This is a genomic window from Streptomyces sp. NPDC057697 (assembly GCF_042799335.1).
Lineage (GTDB): Bacteria > Actinomycetota > Actinomycetes > Streptomycetales > Streptomycetaceae > Streptomyces.
The window spans coordinates 144,270-160,479 of record NZ_JBHVJA010000010.1 but is presented as its reverse complement, the minus strand read 5'-3'; the positions used below and the strand labels follow the sequence as shown (position 1 = coordinate 160,479).

At 73.6% G+C, this 16,210-nt stretch carries 15 protein-coding genes; 7 read left to right on the top strand and 8 right to left on the bottom strand.

What is annotated here, in order from left to right:
* Window positions 1–29: 29 nt before the first annotated feature.
* Window positions 30–1,640: an adenosine deaminase gene (locus ACFVFH_RS24730; protein ID WP_383772399.1), complete on the bottom strand. Its 1,611-nt coding sequence runs from the start codon at window positions 1,638–1,640 to the stop codon at window positions 30–32.
* Between the two features lie 260 nt (window positions 1,641–1,900).
* Here ACFVFH_RS24730 and ACFVFH_RS24725 point away from each other — a divergent pair, with 260 nt between their 5' ends.
* From ACFVFH_RS24725 to ACFVFH_RS24710, 4 genes are all read left to right on the top strand, one after another.
* Window positions 1,901–2,416: a hypothetical protein gene (locus ACFVFH_RS24725; protein WP_383772397.1), complete on the top strand. Its 516-nt coding sequence runs from the start codon at window positions 1,901–1,903 to the stop codon at window positions 2,414–2,416.
* Window positions 2,413–2,757 (top strand): winged helix-turn-helix domain-containing protein, encoded by a 345-nt coding sequence (locus ACFVFH_RS24720; protein ID WP_383772395.1) that lies wholly within the window; start codon window positions 2,413–2,415, stop codon window positions 2,755–2,757. The genes ACFVFH_RS24725 and ACFVFH_RS24720 overlap by 4 nt, the downstream gene beginning before the upstream one ends.
* A gap of 254 nt (window positions 2,758–3,011) precedes the next feature.
* Window positions 3,012–3,260: a hypothetical protein gene (locus ACFVFH_RS24715; protein WP_383772393.1), complete on the top strand. Its 249-nt coding sequence runs from the start codon at window positions 3,012–3,014 to the stop codon at window positions 3,258–3,260.
* Complete coding sequence (locus tag ACFVFH_RS24710) at window positions 3,250–3,483, top strand: hypothetical protein (RefSeq protein WP_383772391.1); 234 nt, start codon at window positions 3,250–3,252, stop codon at window positions 3,481–3,483. Before ACFVFH_RS24715 ends, ACFVFH_RS24710 begins: the two co-directional genes overlap by 11 nt.
* A gap of 547 nt (window positions 3,484–4,030) precedes the next feature.
* On the opposite strand, the gene ACFVFH_RS24705 is transcribed toward ACFVFH_RS24710, so the two are convergent.
* The 3 genes from ACFVFH_RS24705 to ACFVFH_RS24695 form a co-directional block, all read right to left on the bottom strand.
* Window positions 4,031–5,578 (bottom strand): PTS transporter subunit EIIC, encoded by a 1,548-nt coding sequence (locus ACFVFH_RS24705; RefSeq protein WP_383772389.1) that lies wholly within the window; start codon window positions 5,576–5,578, stop codon window positions 4,031–4,033.
* Between the two features lie 48 nt (window positions 5,579–5,626).
* A complete protein-coding gene (murQ, locus tag ACFVFH_RS24700) occupies window positions 5,627–6,607 on the bottom strand; it encodes an N-acetylmuramic acid 6-phosphate etherase (RefSeq protein ID WP_383772387.1) in 981 nt (326 codons plus the stop codon).
* Window positions 6,608–6,729: 122 nt separating this feature from the next.
* On the bottom strand, window positions 6,730–7,647 hold the full coding sequence (locus ACFVFH_RS24695; RefSeq protein ID WP_383772385.1) for a MurR/RpiR family transcriptional regulator: 918 nt from the start codon (window positions 7,645–7,647) through the stop codon (window positions 6,730–6,732).
* Window positions 7,648–7,862: 215 nt separating this feature from the next.
* Between ACFVFH_RS24695 and ACFVFH_RS24690 the strand changes: the two genes are divergently transcribed.
* Together ACFVFH_RS24690 and ACFVFH_RS24685 are read left to right on the top strand one after the other, a co-directional pair.
* Window positions 7,863–8,231, top strand: a complete 369-nt coding sequence (locus ACFVFH_RS24690) for a hypothetical protein (RefSeq protein WP_383772383.1) — start codon at window positions 7,863–7,865, stop codon at window positions 8,229–8,231.
* Window positions 8,228–8,500, top strand: coding sequence for a DUF4031 domain-containing protein (locus ACFVFH_RS24685; protein WP_383772381.1), 273 nt, complete (start codon window positions 8,228–8,230; stop codon window positions 8,498–8,500). The genes ACFVFH_RS24690 and ACFVFH_RS24685 overlap by 4 nt, the downstream gene beginning before the upstream one ends.
* Window positions 8,501–8,510: 10 nt before the next feature.
* On the opposite strand, the gene ACFVFH_RS24680 is transcribed toward ACFVFH_RS24685, so the two are convergent.
* From ACFVFH_RS24680 to ACFVFH_RS24670, 3 genes are all read right to left on the bottom strand, one after another.
* The gene (locus tag ACFVFH_RS24680) at window positions 8,511–9,743 is read right to left on the bottom strand and encodes a Cmx/CmrA family chloramphenicol efflux MFS transporter (RefSeq protein WP_383772379.1); all 1,233 of its coding nucleotides are present in this window, start codon (window positions 9,741–9,743) and stop codon (window positions 8,511–8,513) included.
* Window positions 9,744–9,833: 90 nt separating this feature from the next.
* On the bottom strand, window positions 9,834–10,481 hold the full coding sequence (locus ACFVFH_RS24675; RefSeq protein WP_383772377.1) for a hypothetical protein: 648 nt from the start codon (window positions 10,479–10,481) through the stop codon (window positions 9,834–9,836).
* A gap of 140 nt (window positions 10,482–10,621) precedes the next feature.
* The gene (locus tag ACFVFH_RS24670) at window positions 10,622–12,901 is read right to left on the bottom strand and encodes a heavy metal translocating P-type ATPase (RefSeq protein WP_383772375.1); all 2,280 of its coding nucleotides are present in this window, start codon (window positions 12,899–12,901) and stop codon (window positions 10,622–10,624) included.
* A 248-nt stretch (window positions 12,902–13,149) separates the two neighbouring features.
* On the opposite strand from ACFVFH_RS24670, the gene ACFVFH_RS24665 reads away from it, so the two are divergent.
* Window positions 13,150–13,839 carry a copper homeostasis protein CutC gene (locus tag ACFVFH_RS24665; RefSeq protein WP_383772373.1) on the top strand — a complete coding sequence of 230 codons (690 nt, stop codon included), beginning with the start codon at window positions 13,150–13,152 and terminating at the stop codon, window positions 13,837–13,839.
* 229 nt (window positions 13,840–14,068) lie between these two features.
* Here the strand turns inward: ACFVFH_RS24665 and ACFVFH_RS24660 are convergent, their stop codons facing one another.
* Window positions 14,069–16,162 carry a HelD family protein gene (locus ACFVFH_RS24660; protein ID WP_383772371.1) on the bottom strand — a complete coding sequence of 698 codons (2,094 nt, stop codon included), beginning with the start codon at window positions 16,160–16,162 and terminating at the stop codon, window positions 14,069–14,071.
* Between the last annotated feature and the right edge of the window lie 48 nt (window positions 16,163–16,210).

Sequence of the window (16,210 nt, the reverse complement as noted above, 5' to 3'; positions counted from 1 at the left end):
GGCCCCGGAGGGTCCTGGTCTGCGGTGGGTCAGCGGTTGGCGTGCTCGAAGGCGGCGAAGGCCGTCTCCTGGCGCCACTCGGTCGCCGCCTTCGGGTTGGCGGCGAGGAAGCGGGCGCAGCGCGCGCTGGGCCGCTCGGCGCCGGGACGGTCGCCCCGGCAGGCGGCCACCGGACGGTAGCGGGACGGGGCGGAGCCGGTGTCCCACAGGCTGCGGCCGTTCCGGAAGGCGTACTCCAGCGAGGCGCGGGCCAGGTCCTTCAGCTCGACGTAACCGAGGTCGTACGTCTTCGCCGCGTACTGGTACTCGTGGCTGATGTCGATGCGCGAGACGCCCGGGTCGTCGGTGGCCAGGACGATCGGGACGCCGTAGTGGCGGTAGGCGTTGAACGGGTGGTCGGCGCCCGCGATGCCGAGGATCTGCTTGTTGCTGGAGAACGGCACCTCGACGGCCACGTTGCGCCGGGCCATCGTCCGCGCCAGCTGCCGCCAGTCGTTCTCGTGGACCAGGTCCACGCCGTGGCCGATGCGCTCGGCCCCGGCGACGAGCACCGCCTCGCGGATGTGGAAGGTCAGGTCCTCGGGCTTGACCAGGCCGGGGGCCAGTTCACCGGCGTGCAGCGTGAGGTGGGCGCCCGGGTACTGGCCGCGCAGGTACTTCAGCATCCGCATCTGGAGGCTGTAGTCGGCCAGCGCGGTCGCGCCGTCCTCGGGCTGGACGAGGTTGGTCGCGACGAACCTCGGGTCGCGCTCGGCCAGCCGCATCCCGACGGCCATCTGCGTGAACACCCGCACCGGGGAACTGCCCCGGGAGACCTGGGAGATCCACCGGACGGGGAGCCCGCACCCCGGGTCGGGGCGGGCCGTGTCGCAGTGCGCGGCGGCCCGGAACTGCACGTCGGTGTCGTCGGCCTCCTTGACCGCCTCGTCCACCACCCGGTCGAGCCCGCCGCCCGCGACGAGCTTGCGGTGGAGGGCGGCGAGGTCGGCGTCGTAACCGACCTTGTCGGCGAGCGCCTTGCTGCTGTCCGAGGCGGGGGTGACCAGGGTCTCCAGGTAGAACTGGTTCTGTTCGGCCACGGTGTTGGCCACATTGGCGAGCATCTTGCCCCGGGTGTACCAGGTGGCCATGCTGAACTTGCCGAAGGTGTCGAAGAAGTGGTCGTGCCCGGACTGCCCGGCCGGGAAGTCCTGCATCGACCAGGCCCGGACGATCCGTTGGCGGAACGCGGCGTCGTGCGCGGCGTCGGCCGCGGGCCGGGTGCCCGGCCCGCACGGCGGCGCCACGGCCGTCGTCGTGGCGTCGATGCACAGCCCGTCGTCGGCCGCGAGCTTGATCAGGTACTCGGTGGTGACGGCACCCGAGAGGTGGTTGTGGAGGTCGCCGCCCTTGGGCAGCGCCTTGAAGAACGCCTTCAGTCGGGCCGGCCTGCCCTGCAACGAGGCGAGGCGCGCGGAGGTCCTGGCCTCGGCGGGGGTGACGGGCCGGGGCAGCGCGTGGGCGGCGGGCCGGGGCGCCGGTCCGCTCGCCGGGGCGGCGGCGGCCGGGATCGCCGGGAGCAGAGTGAGCACGGCGAGTGCGCCGAACCCGGCCGTGCGCAGCGACTTGGGACGGCGTGCCGTCCGAAATGTTGAGATCACCGCCGAATGATGGCGTTCGAAGGAGCCTTTCCTCACCCAAACCGCGTGTATGGCCTGAAACCCTCACTCAATCGAGCGATTCCCGCCCTTCTTGCCGCCGTTCTCCCGGTGTGCGCCAAACCCGGTGCCGGATGCGGTAGTTGGAGCCTCCGGTTCCACGGCAGAAGGAAAGTACTTTCCTTCCTGGAAAGTAGATGTCAGGATGAGGGTCGGCTCGTTCGGACGGTGACGAGCAGGGTCCAGGGTCCGGGAGAGATGTGATGGCGCAGCAGGAGAACACCCCCGCCCGCGCGGGAGGCGCGGCCGTGTCCGCCGCCTTCGCGGCCGAGGCCCTGCGGGGCGTCGACGCCTCCCGGGAGCGGGCCCGTCTCACGGCCCGGCTGGTTCCCGGCTGGTACGGCCCGGTGGCGGCCTCGGCCCTGATCGTCCCCGCCCTCGCCGACGCCTGGGCCCAGCGGCGGGGCGGCTGGGCGGTGTTCCTCTCCCTGCTGGTCGCGCTCGCGTTCCTGGCGGTGCTGGTGGCGCTCTTCGACGCCGTCCGGCGTGCGTCGGGGGTGCGGGTGACGCTGCCCTGGACCGCGCGGCTGCGCCGGTCCGGGGCCCCGCTCCTGGGCCTCCTCGCCGCGGGCGGTGCGACGTACGGGGTGTGCCTCTGGTCCGGGACCGGCCGGACGGCCGCCAAGGTCGCGATGTTCGTGGTGCTGGGGCTGGGCGTCTGGGCGGTGTGCGTCGTGCGGAACGCCTCGGTCCGGCGGAAGCTCCGGGTGGCGGGATGACCGCCGCCCCCGCGCCGGGCGGGCCCGCGATCGACGCGGCGATCAACCACCCCACCCGGTTGACGGTCGTCGCCTTCCTCTCGGCGTGCGACGAGGCCGAGTTCGCCACCGTGCGCGCCGGGTGCCGGGTGTCCGACTCGGTGCTCAGCAAGATCGCCTCCGCGCTGGAGGGGATCGGCTACCTCGCCGTCCGCAAGGGGTACGTCGGCAAGCGGCCCCGCACCTGGCTGTCGCTCACCCCTGACGGGCGGCAGGCCCTGGCCCTGCATGTCGCGGCCCTCCAGGACATCGCCGCCACGGCCCGGAGGGCGGGCGCGGCGGCGGAGGACACGCGTTCCTGACCTCCGCGGCGCACGACCCTGACGTCCGCGGCGCACGACGTCCCGGCGAGGGGCGGCGGCCGGTGACGGCGCGTACCCTCCGACGCCTCTCGCGGCGCCCTCCGCGCCTGCCGTCCCCGCGAGGCACTTGGGACCGGCATGACAACTCCCTGTGACACATGTGCGGTTGTTGGTTCTGCGCCTCTTCCAGGTCGTCGACGCGTTGGACACGCTGGGTATGCATTGTCATTACTCAGCGTGGAAAGAGATGGATCATGACGATCAAGGAACGGCGCAGGATGACGGAGGGCAGAGTGCGGGCAGCAGAGGACGTGGTGGCGCGGTTGAAGGAGGGGTTCTCAGGGGTGGGGATCACGCTGCCGTCGCTGCGGATCGACCCGGTGACCTGCGCGGGGAACGATCCGGCGTCGCCGCTGGTCGACCTCGGCCGGTGCAACCTCGACACGGCGCTGCGGTTGAGCGTGGTGCTGGAGGCGCAGAGGTCGGCCGGCCATGACGGGTGAGGGCCGTGAGCCGCGTGCGCCCGAGCCCGGGTCGTTCGCCGTGGACACCAGGGACGGCAGGGTGGGGCGCGTGATGGGGAACGTCGGGCCGTACGTGCAGTTGCGGGCGCCGGGGGGCGGGCCGGAATGGGAATGCCCGCCGGAGTCGGTGCGCCCGGCTCCCCTGGGGGAGGTGCTGCGGGCCAGGGTCCGGGAGGTCAACAGGGAGGGGAGGCTGCCATGAGGGTGCCGGGACGCCGCGTGTGATCCGGCGGCGTGTGTACGGAAGGGCGACGCCCCGGGAGGGTGCCGCCCTTCGAGCGGGCCGACGAGGGCGGCACCGCCTCGGTCACGGGACGCGGACTTCCGGTCCGGGAGCCGGAGTCCGGGGGCAGGGGACGGGGCAGGGGCAGGGGCCGGGGGACGAGGCCGGGCGGAAAGGGGCTGCCGGCCTCGCCGAGGCGGTCGAGGGGCGCCCCTCGCGATCGTGGGACGCCGAGGGGAGCGGCGAGTGGCCGCAGCCGCGCCGGTCCGCGCTTCTTCGACGGGCCGAGGAGAGGGGGCTCGCGAGGCAGAGGGGACCCGCGAGGCACGACGCCCCTCATGGATGGGTTCCCGGCCCGAATGGACATGGCAAGGACATGGCGGGCGCGTGGGCATGGCGGGCACATGGGCATAGCTGGTGTGGCAGGCATGGCGGGCATGGCGGGCATGGCGGGCGTGCGGATGTGGGCGAGGGCGGCACCCGGTGTGCCGGGTGCCGCCCTCGCCCGTGTCCGGGTGCCCCGGGGTCAGACCCCGGCCGGCTCCTTCGCCGTCGGGGACGTGGGGCCGGAGCCCGCCGCCGCGACCGTGGACCCGTCCGGTTCCTGTGCGACGTCGAACTCGGCGAGCAGGTCCTTGCCGAAGCCGAAGAAGTACGTCGCGAGGAACCCGGTGAGGTATCCGGCCAGCAGGCCGCCCGCGTAGATCGCGACCGTGGTGCCCAGGCCGTGGTCGCCGTCGAGGAGGGGGAACAGCGCCCAGCCGGACGGGCCGATGGCCGTGGAGCCGACCTTGTCGCCGAGCTGGTTGAACAGGCCGACGAAGCCGCCGCCGAACGCGCCGCCCACACAGGCCGTGATGAACGGGCGGCCGAGCGGGAGGCTGACGCCGTAGATCAGCGGTTCGCCCACACCCAGCAGACCGGCCGGGAGGGCGGACCGGATGGTGCGGCGGATCGACTGGTTGCGCGGGAGGCGGAAGTAGACCGCCACGGCCGCGCCGACCTGGCCGGCTCCCGCCATCGCGAGGATCGGGAGCAGCACGGTGTAGCCCTGCTGCTCGATGAGGGTGGTGTGGATCGGGATGAGTGCCTGGTGCAGGCCCAGCATCACCAGGGGCAGGAAGAGACCGCCGAGCACGAAGCCGGCGCCCGCGCCGCCGTTGGAGAGCAGCCAGTCGGCGAACGTACCGATCGCGGTGGAGACCTCGCCGGCCACGTACATCAGGCCGAAGATCGTCACCAGGCCGGAGAGCAGGACCGTGAGGGTCGGGGTGACCAGCACGTCCAGCGCCTCCGGAACCCAGCGCCGGCACCACTTCTCCACGTACACCGCGAGCACCGCCGCGCCGAGCGCGCCCAGCACTCCGCCCTGCCCGGGGGAGAGCTTCTGGCCGAACGCCTCGATGTTCGCGACGCCCGGGAAGACGATGATCGCGGCGACCGCACCGCCCAGGATCGGCGTGCCGCCGAACTCCTTCGCCGTGTTGTAGCCGACGAACACGGCGATCAGCGCCATGAAGCCGGATGCCATCGCGGCCAGGGCCGGGGTGACCGAGGGCAGCCAACCCAGGTTGACCAGCAGGCCGTTGAGGCCGGCGATGATGCCGCAGCCGATGAGCGCCGGGATCAGCGGGACGAAGATGTTCGCGATCCGGCGCAGGAACAGCTTGAACGGGGTGGCGTTCTTCGCCTTCCGCGCCGCCTTCATCGCGGCCCCCTGGGAGGCCAGCTCCTCGGCGGACGCGGACGCGGACCCGGACCCGGAGGCCGGGGCGGGGGCGGGCTCGGAGGCCGGTGCGGCCCCCGCCGCCCTGCCCTCCTCGACCAGCTGCTCGAACTCCGGGGTGACCCGGGCGACGGTGCCGGGGCCGAGGACGATCTGGTACGTGTCGTCCTCGACCACGCCCATGACGGCGGGGATCGCCTTCAGGGCCTCGTCGTCGACGAGCGAGCGGTCGTGCAGACCCAGCCGGAGCCGGGTCATGCAGTGGGCGATGGAGCCGACGTTCGCTGCGCCACCGACGAGCGGAAGGATCGCGGCGGCGGTGGCGCGGTTCTTGTCTTCTGTTGCCATGGTGCGTGGGCCTTGCTGTGCGGGGGGTGCGGGGGTGGAGCCGGTGGGTCAGGTGGTGCGGGGGGCGGCGGCGAGGGCGGCGCGGAGGTGGCCGTCGGACGCGGCGAGCAGGGTGGCGGCGGTGGGGCCGTCGACCCGGCCGAGGATGGTGAGGATCGCGTTCTTCACCTCGCCGTCGGTCGCGGCGAGCGCGGCCTCGATCTCCTCGTCGGACGCCCCGGTGGCGAGCGAGACGATCCGGCGGGAGCGGGCGCGCAGCTTCTCGTTGGAGGCGCGGACGTCGACCATCAGATTCCCGTACGTCTTGCCGAGCCGGATCATCGTGATCGTCGAGAGCATGTTGAGGACGAGCTTCTGGGCCGTGCCCGCCTTGAGCCGGGTGGAGCCGGTGAGCAGCTCGGGGCCGACGACGACCTCGATGCCGTGCTCCGCCGCGGCGCCCAGCGCGGAGTCCGCGTTGCAGGACAGCCCGATGGTCAGCGCGCCCTTGCGGCGGGCGTGCTCGACGGCGCCGATCGCGTACGGCGTGCGGCCGGAGGCGGAGATGCCGACCACGGTGTCGTCGGCGGTGAGCTCCAGGGCGTCGAGGTCGGCGGCGGCCAGCTCCTTGCTGTCCTCGGCCCCCTCGACGGCCTTGACCATGGCGGTCGGGCCGCCCGCGATCAGGCCGATGACCTCGGAGGGATCGGTGTTGAAGGTGGGCGGGCACTCGCTGGCGTCGAGCACGCCGAGCCGGCCGGCGGTGCCCGCGCCCGCGTAGATCAGCCGGCCGCCGCGGGCCATGCGCTCCGCGGTGCCGTCGATGGCGGCGGCTATCTCGGGCAGCCGGGCGCCGACGGCGGCGGGGACGGACACGTCCTCGCCGTTCATGATGCGGGCGATCTCAAGCGTGCCGAGGCGGTCGATCTCGGCGAGCTCGGGCCGGAACGCCTCGGTGGTGAGCGTGGCGAGCTGGGCGCGCAGCTCGCCGTAACCGTCGGGGGTGGCGTCGGCGGAGGAGGTGGCGTCGGCGTCGGTGGTGGAGGTCATGGAGGGCGGCTCTCTGCTTTCTCGGTCTCGTACGGTTCAGCGGGTGCGGGTGCGGGTGCGGGTGCGGGTGCGGGTGCGGGTGCGGGTGCGGGGGCTTCGGCCCGGCCGGGCGGCCGGGGTCGTCAGCGCGGGCGTGGGGTGTGGCGGTGGGCCAGCGCCTCGTAGGAGGCGGCGAGGGCCGGTGCGGCCGTCTCGTACGTACGCTGCGCCACGCCTATGAACAGGCAGTCGACGACGAGGAGCTGGCTCGTGCGGCTCGACATGGCGGCGGGCCGCAGCTCGCTCTCCCGGGCGGTGGACGTGGTCAGCACGTGGTCGGCGTACTGCGTGACCGGGCCGTCGGGGCGGCCGGTGATCGCGACCGTCGTCGCGCCGCGGTCGAAGGCGACCCGCAGCGGCTCCATGACGTCGACCGTGGAGCCGGAGTGCGTGATCGCGATGGCCACGTCGCCGGAGCGGAGCTGCACGGCGTTGGTCACCGCGAGGTGCGGGTCCGTGTGGGAGTGCGCGATCAGGCCGATGCGGGCCAGCTTCTGCGCGAGGTCCTGGCCGACGAGGGAGGAGGCGCCCACGCCGTAGATGTCGATGCGCCGGGCGGTGGCGGCGGCGGCCACGGCGGCACCGAGCTGGACGGTGTCGAGCCCGGCGGCCGTGTCGGCGAGGGTCTGCTGCTCGTCGTAGGCCAGCTTGGCGACCACGTCGGCGATCGGGTCGTCGACCGCTATGTCGGCGGTGACGGAGGGCGCCCGGCCGGACTGCTGGTGCGCGGCGAGACCGGCGAGGGCCAGGCGCAGATCGCGGTAGCCCGGGTAGCCGAGGAGGCGGGCGGTGCGGACCACGGTCGCCTCGCTGGTGCCGGTGAGCTCGGCGAGACCGGTGACCGTGAGGGCCGCGCAGCCGGCCGGGTCACCGGCCACGGCCTCGGCGACGCGCTGCATGGAGCGGGTCATGGACGGCGCGAGCGTACGCACCTTGGCCGCGAGGGCCGCCGGGGCGGGCGGGGAATCAGTGCTGAAACTTTCCTTCAGGTCATGGGTCACCTTTGAAAGATATTTTCAACCGGGTTGCCCGTCAAGCCCCCCTTTGGCCCCGGTCATTGATCCCCGGCCCTCGGCCCGGCCCCGGGCCACCGATACTCGGCCCCGGCCCGCCGATCCCCGGCCCCGGCCCGCCGTCGACAGCCCGCCGTCGACAGCGCGGCGACGGCGGCGGCGGGCGCGTGAGGCTGGTCCGGGGGCGGGGTGACAATGGGGCCATGGAGATGAACCCCCTGGAACAGGCGTTGCACACGGCCCGCGCGCTGGTCATGGCCGATCTCGCCGCGGGTGACGTCGCCGAGGCCGGGATCGTCTCGCTGGTCGAGGACGCGGTGACGCACCGCCGCTGGTGGGTCGAGCAGTGGCCCGAGGGCGCCGCGTTCGTGGTCGGGCTGGTGGCCCAGGACGTCCAGGACGCCCTGCTCGAACGGTACGGGCGGTGGCCGCTCTGCCCGGTCTGCGACGCGGGCGACCCGCACGCCCTGGACGTCGAACCCGAACTGGGCCCGGACCCGCACTGGGTGTGCACCAAGGCGGCGGTGGCCGTGGCACCGGTCGGCTCGCTGGGCGGGATAGCGCGACGGTGACCGTCTACATCGACCCGCCGCAGTGGCCGGGCCACGGGCGGCTCTGGTCGCACCTGGTCAGCGACGTGTCCTTCGAGGAACTGCACGCCTTCGCGGCGTCCATCGGCTGCCCACCGCGCGCGTTCGAACGCGACCACTACGACATTCCGGAGTCGCGGTACGAGGACGCGGTGCGGGCCGGGGCCCGGCAGATCGGCTCGAAGGAGCTCGTCCGCCGGATCACCGAGGCCGGACTCCGCCGCCCCAAGGGCCGGCCCGCACCGGGGTGAGCGGCGCCCCTCAGGCGGTCGTCGAAGGCGCGCACGCCGGGGCCGCGTCCGGCGACGCGGCGGCCGGGGCGCCCGTGACCAGCAGCGACGACGCACCGCGGCCGCGCTGGAGCCGCAGCGAGACCACCACGGCGGCCAGCGCCAGTACCGTCATCGCCGCCCCGGCCCACGCGGTCGCCGCGAAACCGAAGTCCGCGTCGATCACCGTGCCGCCCAGCCAGGGGCCGCCCGTGTTGCCCAGGTTGAACGCGGCCGTCGTCGTCGCACCGGCCAGCGTCGGGGCGGCGCCCGCGACGTTGAACATCCGGGCGTTCAGCGCCGGAGCCGTGTAGAACGCGGACAGGCCCAGCAGGAACGCGAGCCCGACCGCCGCGACCTGGCTCGACGCGAACAGCGCCAGCGCCGCCAGGAAGACCGTGGAGGCCGCGATCCCGCTCATCAGCACCCCGAAGAGATGCGCGTCCGCGACCCGGCCGCCGACCGTCGTACCGACCAGCGCGCCGATCCCGAAGAGCGCGAGCACCGTCGGCACCCAGCCCGAGTCCAGCCCGGCGACGTCCGTCAGCAGCGGGGCCAGATAGCTGAACGCGCAGAACACCCCGCCCGCGGCCAGCGCCGTGATCACGATGGACAGCCACACCTGCCGGTCCCGGTAGATGCTCATCTCCTGCTTGAGCCGGGGCTTCTGCTCCGGCAGCGGAATGCGCGGGATCAGCGTGCTCACCCCGACCAGTGCCACGGCGGAGGCCGCGCCCACCGCCCAGAACGCCGAACGCCAGCCGAAGTTCTCACCGAGGAACGCGCCCAGCGGCACGCCCAGCACATTGGCGATCGACAGGCCGCCGATCATCACGGCCATCGCGCGGGCCCGCGCGTTCACCGGCACCATCGCGATGGCGACCGCCGCCCCCACCGCCCAGAACCCGGCGCAGGCGAACGCGCTCACCACCCGGGACGCGAAGAGGACCTCGTACGTCGGGGCCAGCGCGCCCGCGACCTGGCCGAGGCCGAAGACGGAGATCAGGGAGATCAGCGTGGTGCGGCGCGGCAGCCGGAGCGTGGCGACGGCGAGCAGCGGGGCGCCGATCACCATGCCGATCGCGAAGGCGGATATGAGGAGTCCGGCGCGGGGTATCGACACGTCCATGTCGTCGGCGATGGGCGGCAACAGCCCGGAGAGCATGAATTCGCTGGTTCCCAGGGCGAAGACCGAGAGACCCAGGATGTATACGGCCAGGGGCATACGGGAGCGGCGAGCGGCAGAGTCGGGCATGACAGCTGCCAACAGCGGGCCGGGCCTCCGCATTCCCCGGCGGCGCCCCGCCGCCGGGGGTCAGTGGCCGAGCAGCTCCGATTCGGTCAGCAGGTTCCGCCGTGCCCGGGACTCCCAGTGCTCGGCCCCGTACGGGGTGCGGAAGAGCCGGGGCAGCCCGAGCAGCTGGCGCAGCACCGTCGCCCGGCCCTCGCGGAACGCTTCGTCGGGGACGAAGCCGTACTCCTCGCGCACCTGCGCCGCGTACGCCGCGTACGGGCCCGGGGGCGCCGCGAGAATGGCCAGGTCCGCGTCGCAGAGCACCTCGCCGTCCGCGTCGCCGTCCGCCGGGTCGTGGGTGACGGTCAGCCGGACGAGCCGGGCCACCTCGGCCGTGACGTCGTCCGGCACGCCCGCCTCGGGGAGGGCGCGCTCGGCGAGCGCCGCGCTGCGCTCCTCGTTCTCGGACCGGTCGGGCCGGTACACCGCGTCGTGGAACCAGGCGGCGAGGCGGACCGCGTCCGGGTCGGTGGCGTGGCCGGCGAGCGTGTCGATGTGGCCGAGCACCGCGGCCAGGTGTGCGGTGGTGTGGTACCGCCGCTGCGGTTCGGCCCAGCGCGCCAGCAGATTGTCGGCGTACGGAGCCGGATCGGGGCCGGGGGCCCCGCCCCGGGCGCGGGTGAGCGTCTCCCGCCAGCGGGCGCGGAGGGAGTCGTCGGTGTCGGTCATGAGGACGACCTTAGGTCCTTTCGGGAGCTTCCCGGGGGCGTCGGCGCCGTGCGCGCGACCGCACTCGCGGGAGCGGGTGCGGGTGCGGTCGGGGTACGCGGGCGGGCGGGCCGGGCCGCGGTGGCCCGGCCCGGCCCGGTCTACGACGCGGCCCTGAACCCCCGCAGCCGCAGCGAGTTGCCGACCACGAAGACCGAGGAGAACGCCATCGCGGCGCCCGCGATCATCGGGTTGAGCAGCCCGGCCGCGGCGAGCGGCAGCGCGGCCACGTTGTAGGCGAAGGCCCAGAACAGGTTCGTACGGATCGTGCCGAGGGTCCTGCGCGAGAGCCGGATGGCGTCGGCGGCGGCCCGCAGGTCCCCGCGGACCAGCGTCAGGTCGCCCGCCTCGATCGCGGCGTCCGTGCCGGTGCCCATCGCCAGGCCCAGATCGGCCTGGGCGAGGGCGGCCGCGTCGTTGACGCCGTCACCGACCATCGCGACCGCCCGGCCCCGCGCCTGGAGGCGCTTGACGACGTCGACCTTGTCCTCGGGCATGACCTCCGCGTACACCTCCTCGATCCCGACCTCGGCCGCGACCGCCTCGGCCACCGCCCGGTTGTCGCCGGTCAGCAGGATCGGGGTGAGGCCCAGGGCCCGCAGCCGCTCGATGGCCTGCGCGCTGGTGTCCTTCACCGCGTCGGCGACTTCGAGGACCGCCCGCGCCTCGCCGTCCCAGGCGACCGCGATGGCCGTCCGGCCGGCCGCCTCCGCCTCGGCCTTGCGCCGGGCCAGCTCCACCGGGAGGTGGATCTCCCACTCGGCCAGCAGCTGCTCGCGGCCGACGAGGACGGCACGGCCCTCGACGACGCCCTGGACGCCGAGGCCGGGGACGTTGGTGAAGTCCTCGGGTGCGGGGAGGGGTGCGCCGGTGCGTTCGGTGGCTCCGGCGGCGACGGCCTGGGCGATGGGGTGCTCGGAGGAGTGCTCCAGTGCGCCCGCGAGCCGGAGTACGTCGGTTTCGTCGGTCCGGTCGGTGGTGTGGACGTCGAGGAGGGTCATGCGGCCGGTGGTGACGGTGCCGGTCTTGTCGAGGACGATGGTGTCGACGCGGCGGGTGGTCTCCAGGACTTCGGGGCCCTTGATCAGGATGCCGAGCTGGGCGCCGCGTCCGGTGCCGACCATGAGGGCGGTCGGGGTGGCGAGGCCCAGGGCGCAGGGGCAGGCGATGATCAGTACGGCCACGGCGGCCGTGAACGCGGCGGTCAGGCCCGCGCCGTTGCCCAGCCAGAAGCCGAGCGTGCCGAGCGCCAGGGCGATGACGACGGGGACGAAGACGGCGGAGATCCGGTCCGCGAGGCGCTGGGCCGCCGCCTTGCCGTTCTGGGCGTCCTCGACGAGCCGGGCCATCCGGGCCAGCTGGGTGTCGGCGCCGATCCTGGTGGCCTCGACGACCAGCCGGCCGCCCGCGTTGAGCGTGGCCCCGGTGACGGAGTCGCCGACGCCGACCTCCACGGGCACGGACTCGCCGGTGAGCATCGAGGCGTCCACGGCCGAGGCGCCCTCGACGACGGTGCCGTCCGTGGCGATCTTCTCGCCGGGGCGGACCAGGAACCGGTCCCCGACCTGGAGGTCGGCGGTGGGCACGGTCACCTCGCGGCCGCCGCGCAGCACGGTCACTTCCTTGGCGCCGAGTTCGAGCAGCGCCTTGAGGGCGGCGCCCGCCTTCCGCTTGGAGCGGGCCTCGAAGTAGCGCCCGGCCAGGATGAACGCGGTGACCCCGGCGGCGGCCTCCAGATAGATGTTCCCGGCGCCGTCGCTCCGGCCGATGGTCAGCTCGAACGGGTGCGTCATGCCGACCATGCCCGCTGTGCCGAAGAACAGGGCCCAGAGCGACCAGAGGAACGCGGCCGAGGTGCCGACCGAGATCAGCGTGTCCATCGTGGCCGCGCCGTGCCGGGCGTTGGTGAACGCCGCCTTGTGGAACGGCCAGGCGGCGTAGGTGACGACGGGGGCCGTCAGCGTCAGGGAGAGCCACTGCCAGTAGTCGAACTGGAGCGCGGGGACCATCGACATCGCGATCACCGGCACGGCGAGCACGACCGCGGTCAGCAGCCGCTGGCGCAGCGGCCGCAGCTCGTCGGTCTCCCCGGCCCCGGGCCCCTCGTCCTCGGCGGGCGCCGGGGGAGCGGGCTCGTGGGCGGTGTAGCCGGTCTTCTCGACGGTGGCGATCAGGTCCTGTACGGAGACGTCCTCGCCCCGGTAGCTGACCTTGGCCTTCTCCGTGGCGTAATTGACGGTGGCCTCGACGCCGTCCATCCGGTTGAGTTTCTTCTCGATCCGGGCCGCGCAGGAGGCGCAGGTCATGCCGCCGATCGCGAGCTCGACCTCTGCGGTGCCGGTGCCGTCGGCGGTGCCGGTGGTGGCGGTGTGCGCGGACACGGTTTCCTCCCTGGCGGAGACGTTCATACCCCTAGGGGGTATGCATTGCTGATTCAGGTATACCCCCCTCCCCTATGAAACGCAAGGGTGGATATGCCGTGCGGGTCCGGATCGTGAGCGTTCGATCACCCGATGTGCGTCTGACCTCACGTATCTTCACCTGGCATTGAGGCTGCATCCTCGGTGTACTGACCCGTAGGCTGGCATTGGACTAGACCTATTGCTGTCTCCTGGAGGATTGGGATCCCATGAGCAACCGTGCAGTCCTGGAGGTGATCGCTCTCGACGCGGAGGACGCGGTCGCCGCCCAGGCGGGTGGTGCGGACCGGCTGGAGCTGGTCACCGACATGGCGGCGGACGGTCTGACCCCGTCCTGTGCGACCTTCGCGGAGATCCGGGCGGCGGTGGACATCCCGCTGCGGGTGATGCTCAGGGTGGCGGACGGTTTCGCGGCCGGTGACATCGAGGTGCTGGTGGCCAAGGCGGGCGAGCTGCGTGCGGCGGGCGCCGAGGAGTTCGTCCTCGGCTTCCTCGACGAGCGGGGGCGCCCGGACCTGGTGGCCGTCGAACGGCTCGTCGCCGCACTGGACGGCTGCCGCTGGACCTTCCACCGCGCGATCGACCGGGCCGCCGACCGGGACGCCCTGCGCAAGCAGCTGGCGGACCTGCCCGGACTGGACACGTACCTCACCGCCGGTTCGGCGAAGGGCGTCGACGAGGGCATCCCGACGCTGGTGGTCGAGGCGGCGCGCAAGGGCGAGCCCGGTTACGAGCCGCAGATCCTGGTGGGCGGGGGCCTGCGCCTGGAGCACCTTCCGGAGCTGCTGGACGCGGGGATCGACGCCGTGCACATCGGCGGCGCGGCCCGGCCGCGCGGATGGTCGGGACCGGTGGACGCGGCGGCGGTACGGGAGTGGCGGACGGTGCTCGACGCGTAGGGCGTGTCTCGGCGCCGTAGGGCGTGTACCGAAAGCTCCGGCTGCCCGGGGGAGCCCGGCGCGCGCGCTCGCCGCGTCGTCGGGAGCGCACGTACCGGACTCCGCCGGGCCCGCCCTTCGGGCGGACGGTGCTCGACGCGCGGGGGGAGGCGGTGGGGCACCCGTGAGGGGCCCGTTCCGCCGCCCGCCGCTTCCGGGGTCCGGGGGTCCAGCCCCCGGACCCCGCTCCTCAAGCGCCGGAGGCGCTCGAACGCGTCAGCTCGGCCGGCAGCTCCGCCGCGTGCACCACCGTCAGCCCCGAGACCGCACGCGTCAGCGCCACGTACAGACGGCGCAGGCCCGTGCGCTCGTCCGGCTCGCCGTCGACCACCGCGGCCGGTTCGTCCAGCACCACGTAGTCGTACTCCAGGCCCTTCGCCAGCGAGGCCGGCACCAGGGTCAGCCGGGACTCCGCGGTCGTCTCCTCGCCGGGGGAGAGGTACGCGTGTCCGGCCGCGGCCAGGGCCCGCGCCAGCGCGGGAATCCGGGCGTCGGCCGCGATCAGGCCGATCGACCCCTCCTGCGTCAGCGACGCCTCGCACGCCGCGAGCACCGCCGCGTCCAGCTCCGCCGCGTCCGCCACCGCCCGCACCTCCAGCGAACCCGGCGACTCACGCACCGACTCCACCGCCGCCAGGCCCGGCGAGATCACCGGCAGCAGCCGCGAGGCGTACGCGATCACCTCGCGCGGCACACGGAAGCCCGCCGTCAGCTCCTCCACCACCGCGTCCGACTTCCCGAGATGGTGCAGCGCCTGTGCCCAGCTCTCCGTCGACCACGGCGTCGTGCCCTGCGCGAGGTCGCCCAGGACCGTCGCGGAACCGGTCGTGCAGCGCCGGCCCACCGCCCGGTACTGCATGGGGGAGAGGTCCTGCGCCTCGTCGAGCACCACATGGCCGAGCGAATGCGTGCGCGCCACCAGGTCGTTGGCCTCGTCGATCAGCACCGCGTCCGCCGCCGACCACTTCGCCGACTTCACGCTCCGCGCGGGCTTCTGCCACAGGATCGTCTTCTGCTCCTCCTCGCTGAGCAGCCCCTCCGCGTGCGCGGCCAGGAACTCCGCGTCGCCGAGCAGCCGCAGCACCAGCTTCGCCGGGTCGACGGCCGGCCAGATCGCCTTCACGGCCGCCTTCACCGCGGGATTGCGGGCCACCGCGTTCTGCACCCGGTCGTCGGGCGCCTCGCCCGCCTCCTCCATCCGCACCAGGACGGAGTGCGCGATGCGCTGCGGGAGCGCGTCGTGGGCGGCCCCGTACCGCATGTCGCGGGCCAGCAGTTCGGTGACCATCTCCTCCAGCTCGTAGGCGGGCACCCGCCAGCGCCGCGAACCGCGCACCACCACGACCGGCTCCGTCGGGAGCGTCACGTGGGAGCGGATCGCCCGCCGCAGCACCTCGGCCATCCGGGCGTCGCCCTTGACGACGGCGGCGTCCGCCGCGTCCGTGCCGCGCACCTCGACACCGGCCGCCACCAGGTCGTCGACGGTCGCCTGCTTCACCGCCAGCTCACCGAGGGCCGGGAGCACCTGCTCGATGTACTGGAGGAAGGACCGGTTCGGCCCGATGACCAGCGTGCCGGTACGGGCCAGCCGCTCCCGGTGCGCGTACAGCAGATACGCCACCCGGTGCAGGCCGACGGCCGTCTTCCCGGTGCCGGGACCACCCTGCACGCACACCGTCCCGCCGAGTTCGCTGCGGACGATCTCGTCCTGCTCGGGCTGGATCGTCGCGACGATGTCCCGCATCGGGCCGACGCGCGGACGCTCGATCTCCGCCTGGAGGAGCTTGCTGGTCTGCTCGGCCTCGGCCGGATCGGTCAGGTGCTCGTCCTCGTAGGCGGTCAGCTCACCGCCGGTGTACCCGAAGCGGCGGCGCTGCCCGACGTCCTGCGGGTCCTTCCGGGAGGCCCGGTAGAAGGGCTGCGAGACGGGCGCGCGCCAGTCGATGACCATCGGGTCGCCGTCGGCGTCGTGGACATGGCGGCGGCCGATGTAGAACTGCTCGCCCTCGGCGCCCTCGGCCTCCTCGGCACCGACCCGGTGCAGATAGTCCAGGCGGCCGAAGAACAGCGGGGTGTGGGCGAGATCGGCGAGCGACTTGATGCGGTCGTCGATCTGGGCCTGAAGGACCGCCGCGTTGACCCAGTTCGCCGTGACATCGCGGATGTCCAGGGCCTGGGCGTCCTCACGCATCGCCCGCAGCGCGGCGCGGGAAGCGGTGAGGTGGGCGCGTTCGCGCGCCAGGGGATCGGTCGTGGTGTCGCTCTCGTGTGCGTGCGCGGGCACGGTGTTGCCTCCGGCTGTTCAACGCAGGACGGCGGACCGCAGCCCGGC

Coding starts and splice junctions, on each gene's coding strand:
- ACFVFH_RS24725 (WP_383772397.1), top strand. CDS start 1,901: ATGGCGCAGCAGGAGAACACCCCCGCCCGCGCGGGAGGCGCGGCCGTG.
- ACFVFH_RS24720 (WP_383772395.1), top strand. CDS start 2,413: ATGACCGCCGCCCCCGCGCCGGGCGGGCCCGCGATCGACGCGGCGATC.
- ACFVFH_RS24715 (WP_383772393.1), top strand. CDS start 3,012: ATGACGATCAAGGAACGGCGCAGGATGACGGAGGGCAGAGTGCGGGCA.
- ACFVFH_RS24710 (WP_383772391.1), top strand. CDS start 3,250: ATGACGGGTGAGGGCCGTGAGCCGCGTGCGCCCGAGCCCGGGTCGTTC.
- ACFVFH_RS24705 (WP_383772389.1), bottom strand. CDS start 5,578: ATGGCAACAGAAGACAAGAACCGCGCCACCGCCGCCGCGATCCTTCCG.
- murQ (WP_383772387.1), bottom strand. CDS start 6,607: ATGACCTCCACCACCGACGCCGACGCCACCTCCTCCGCCGACGCCACC.
- ACFVFH_RS24690 (WP_383772383.1), top strand. CDS start 7,863: ATGGAGATGAACCCCCTGGAACAGGCGTTGCACACGGCCCGCGCGCTG.
- ACFVFH_RS24680 (WP_383772379.1), bottom strand. CDS start 9,743: ATGCCCCTGGCCGTATACATCCTGGGTCTCTCGGTCTTCGCCCTGGGA.
- ACFVFH_RS24675 (WP_383772377.1), bottom strand. CDS start 10,481: ATGACCGACACCGACGACTCCCTCCGCGCCCGCTGGCGGGAGACGCTC.
- ACFVFH_RS24665 (WP_383772373.1), top strand. CDS start 13,150: ATGAGCAACCGTGCAGTCCTGGAGGTGATCGCTCTCGACGCGGAGGAC.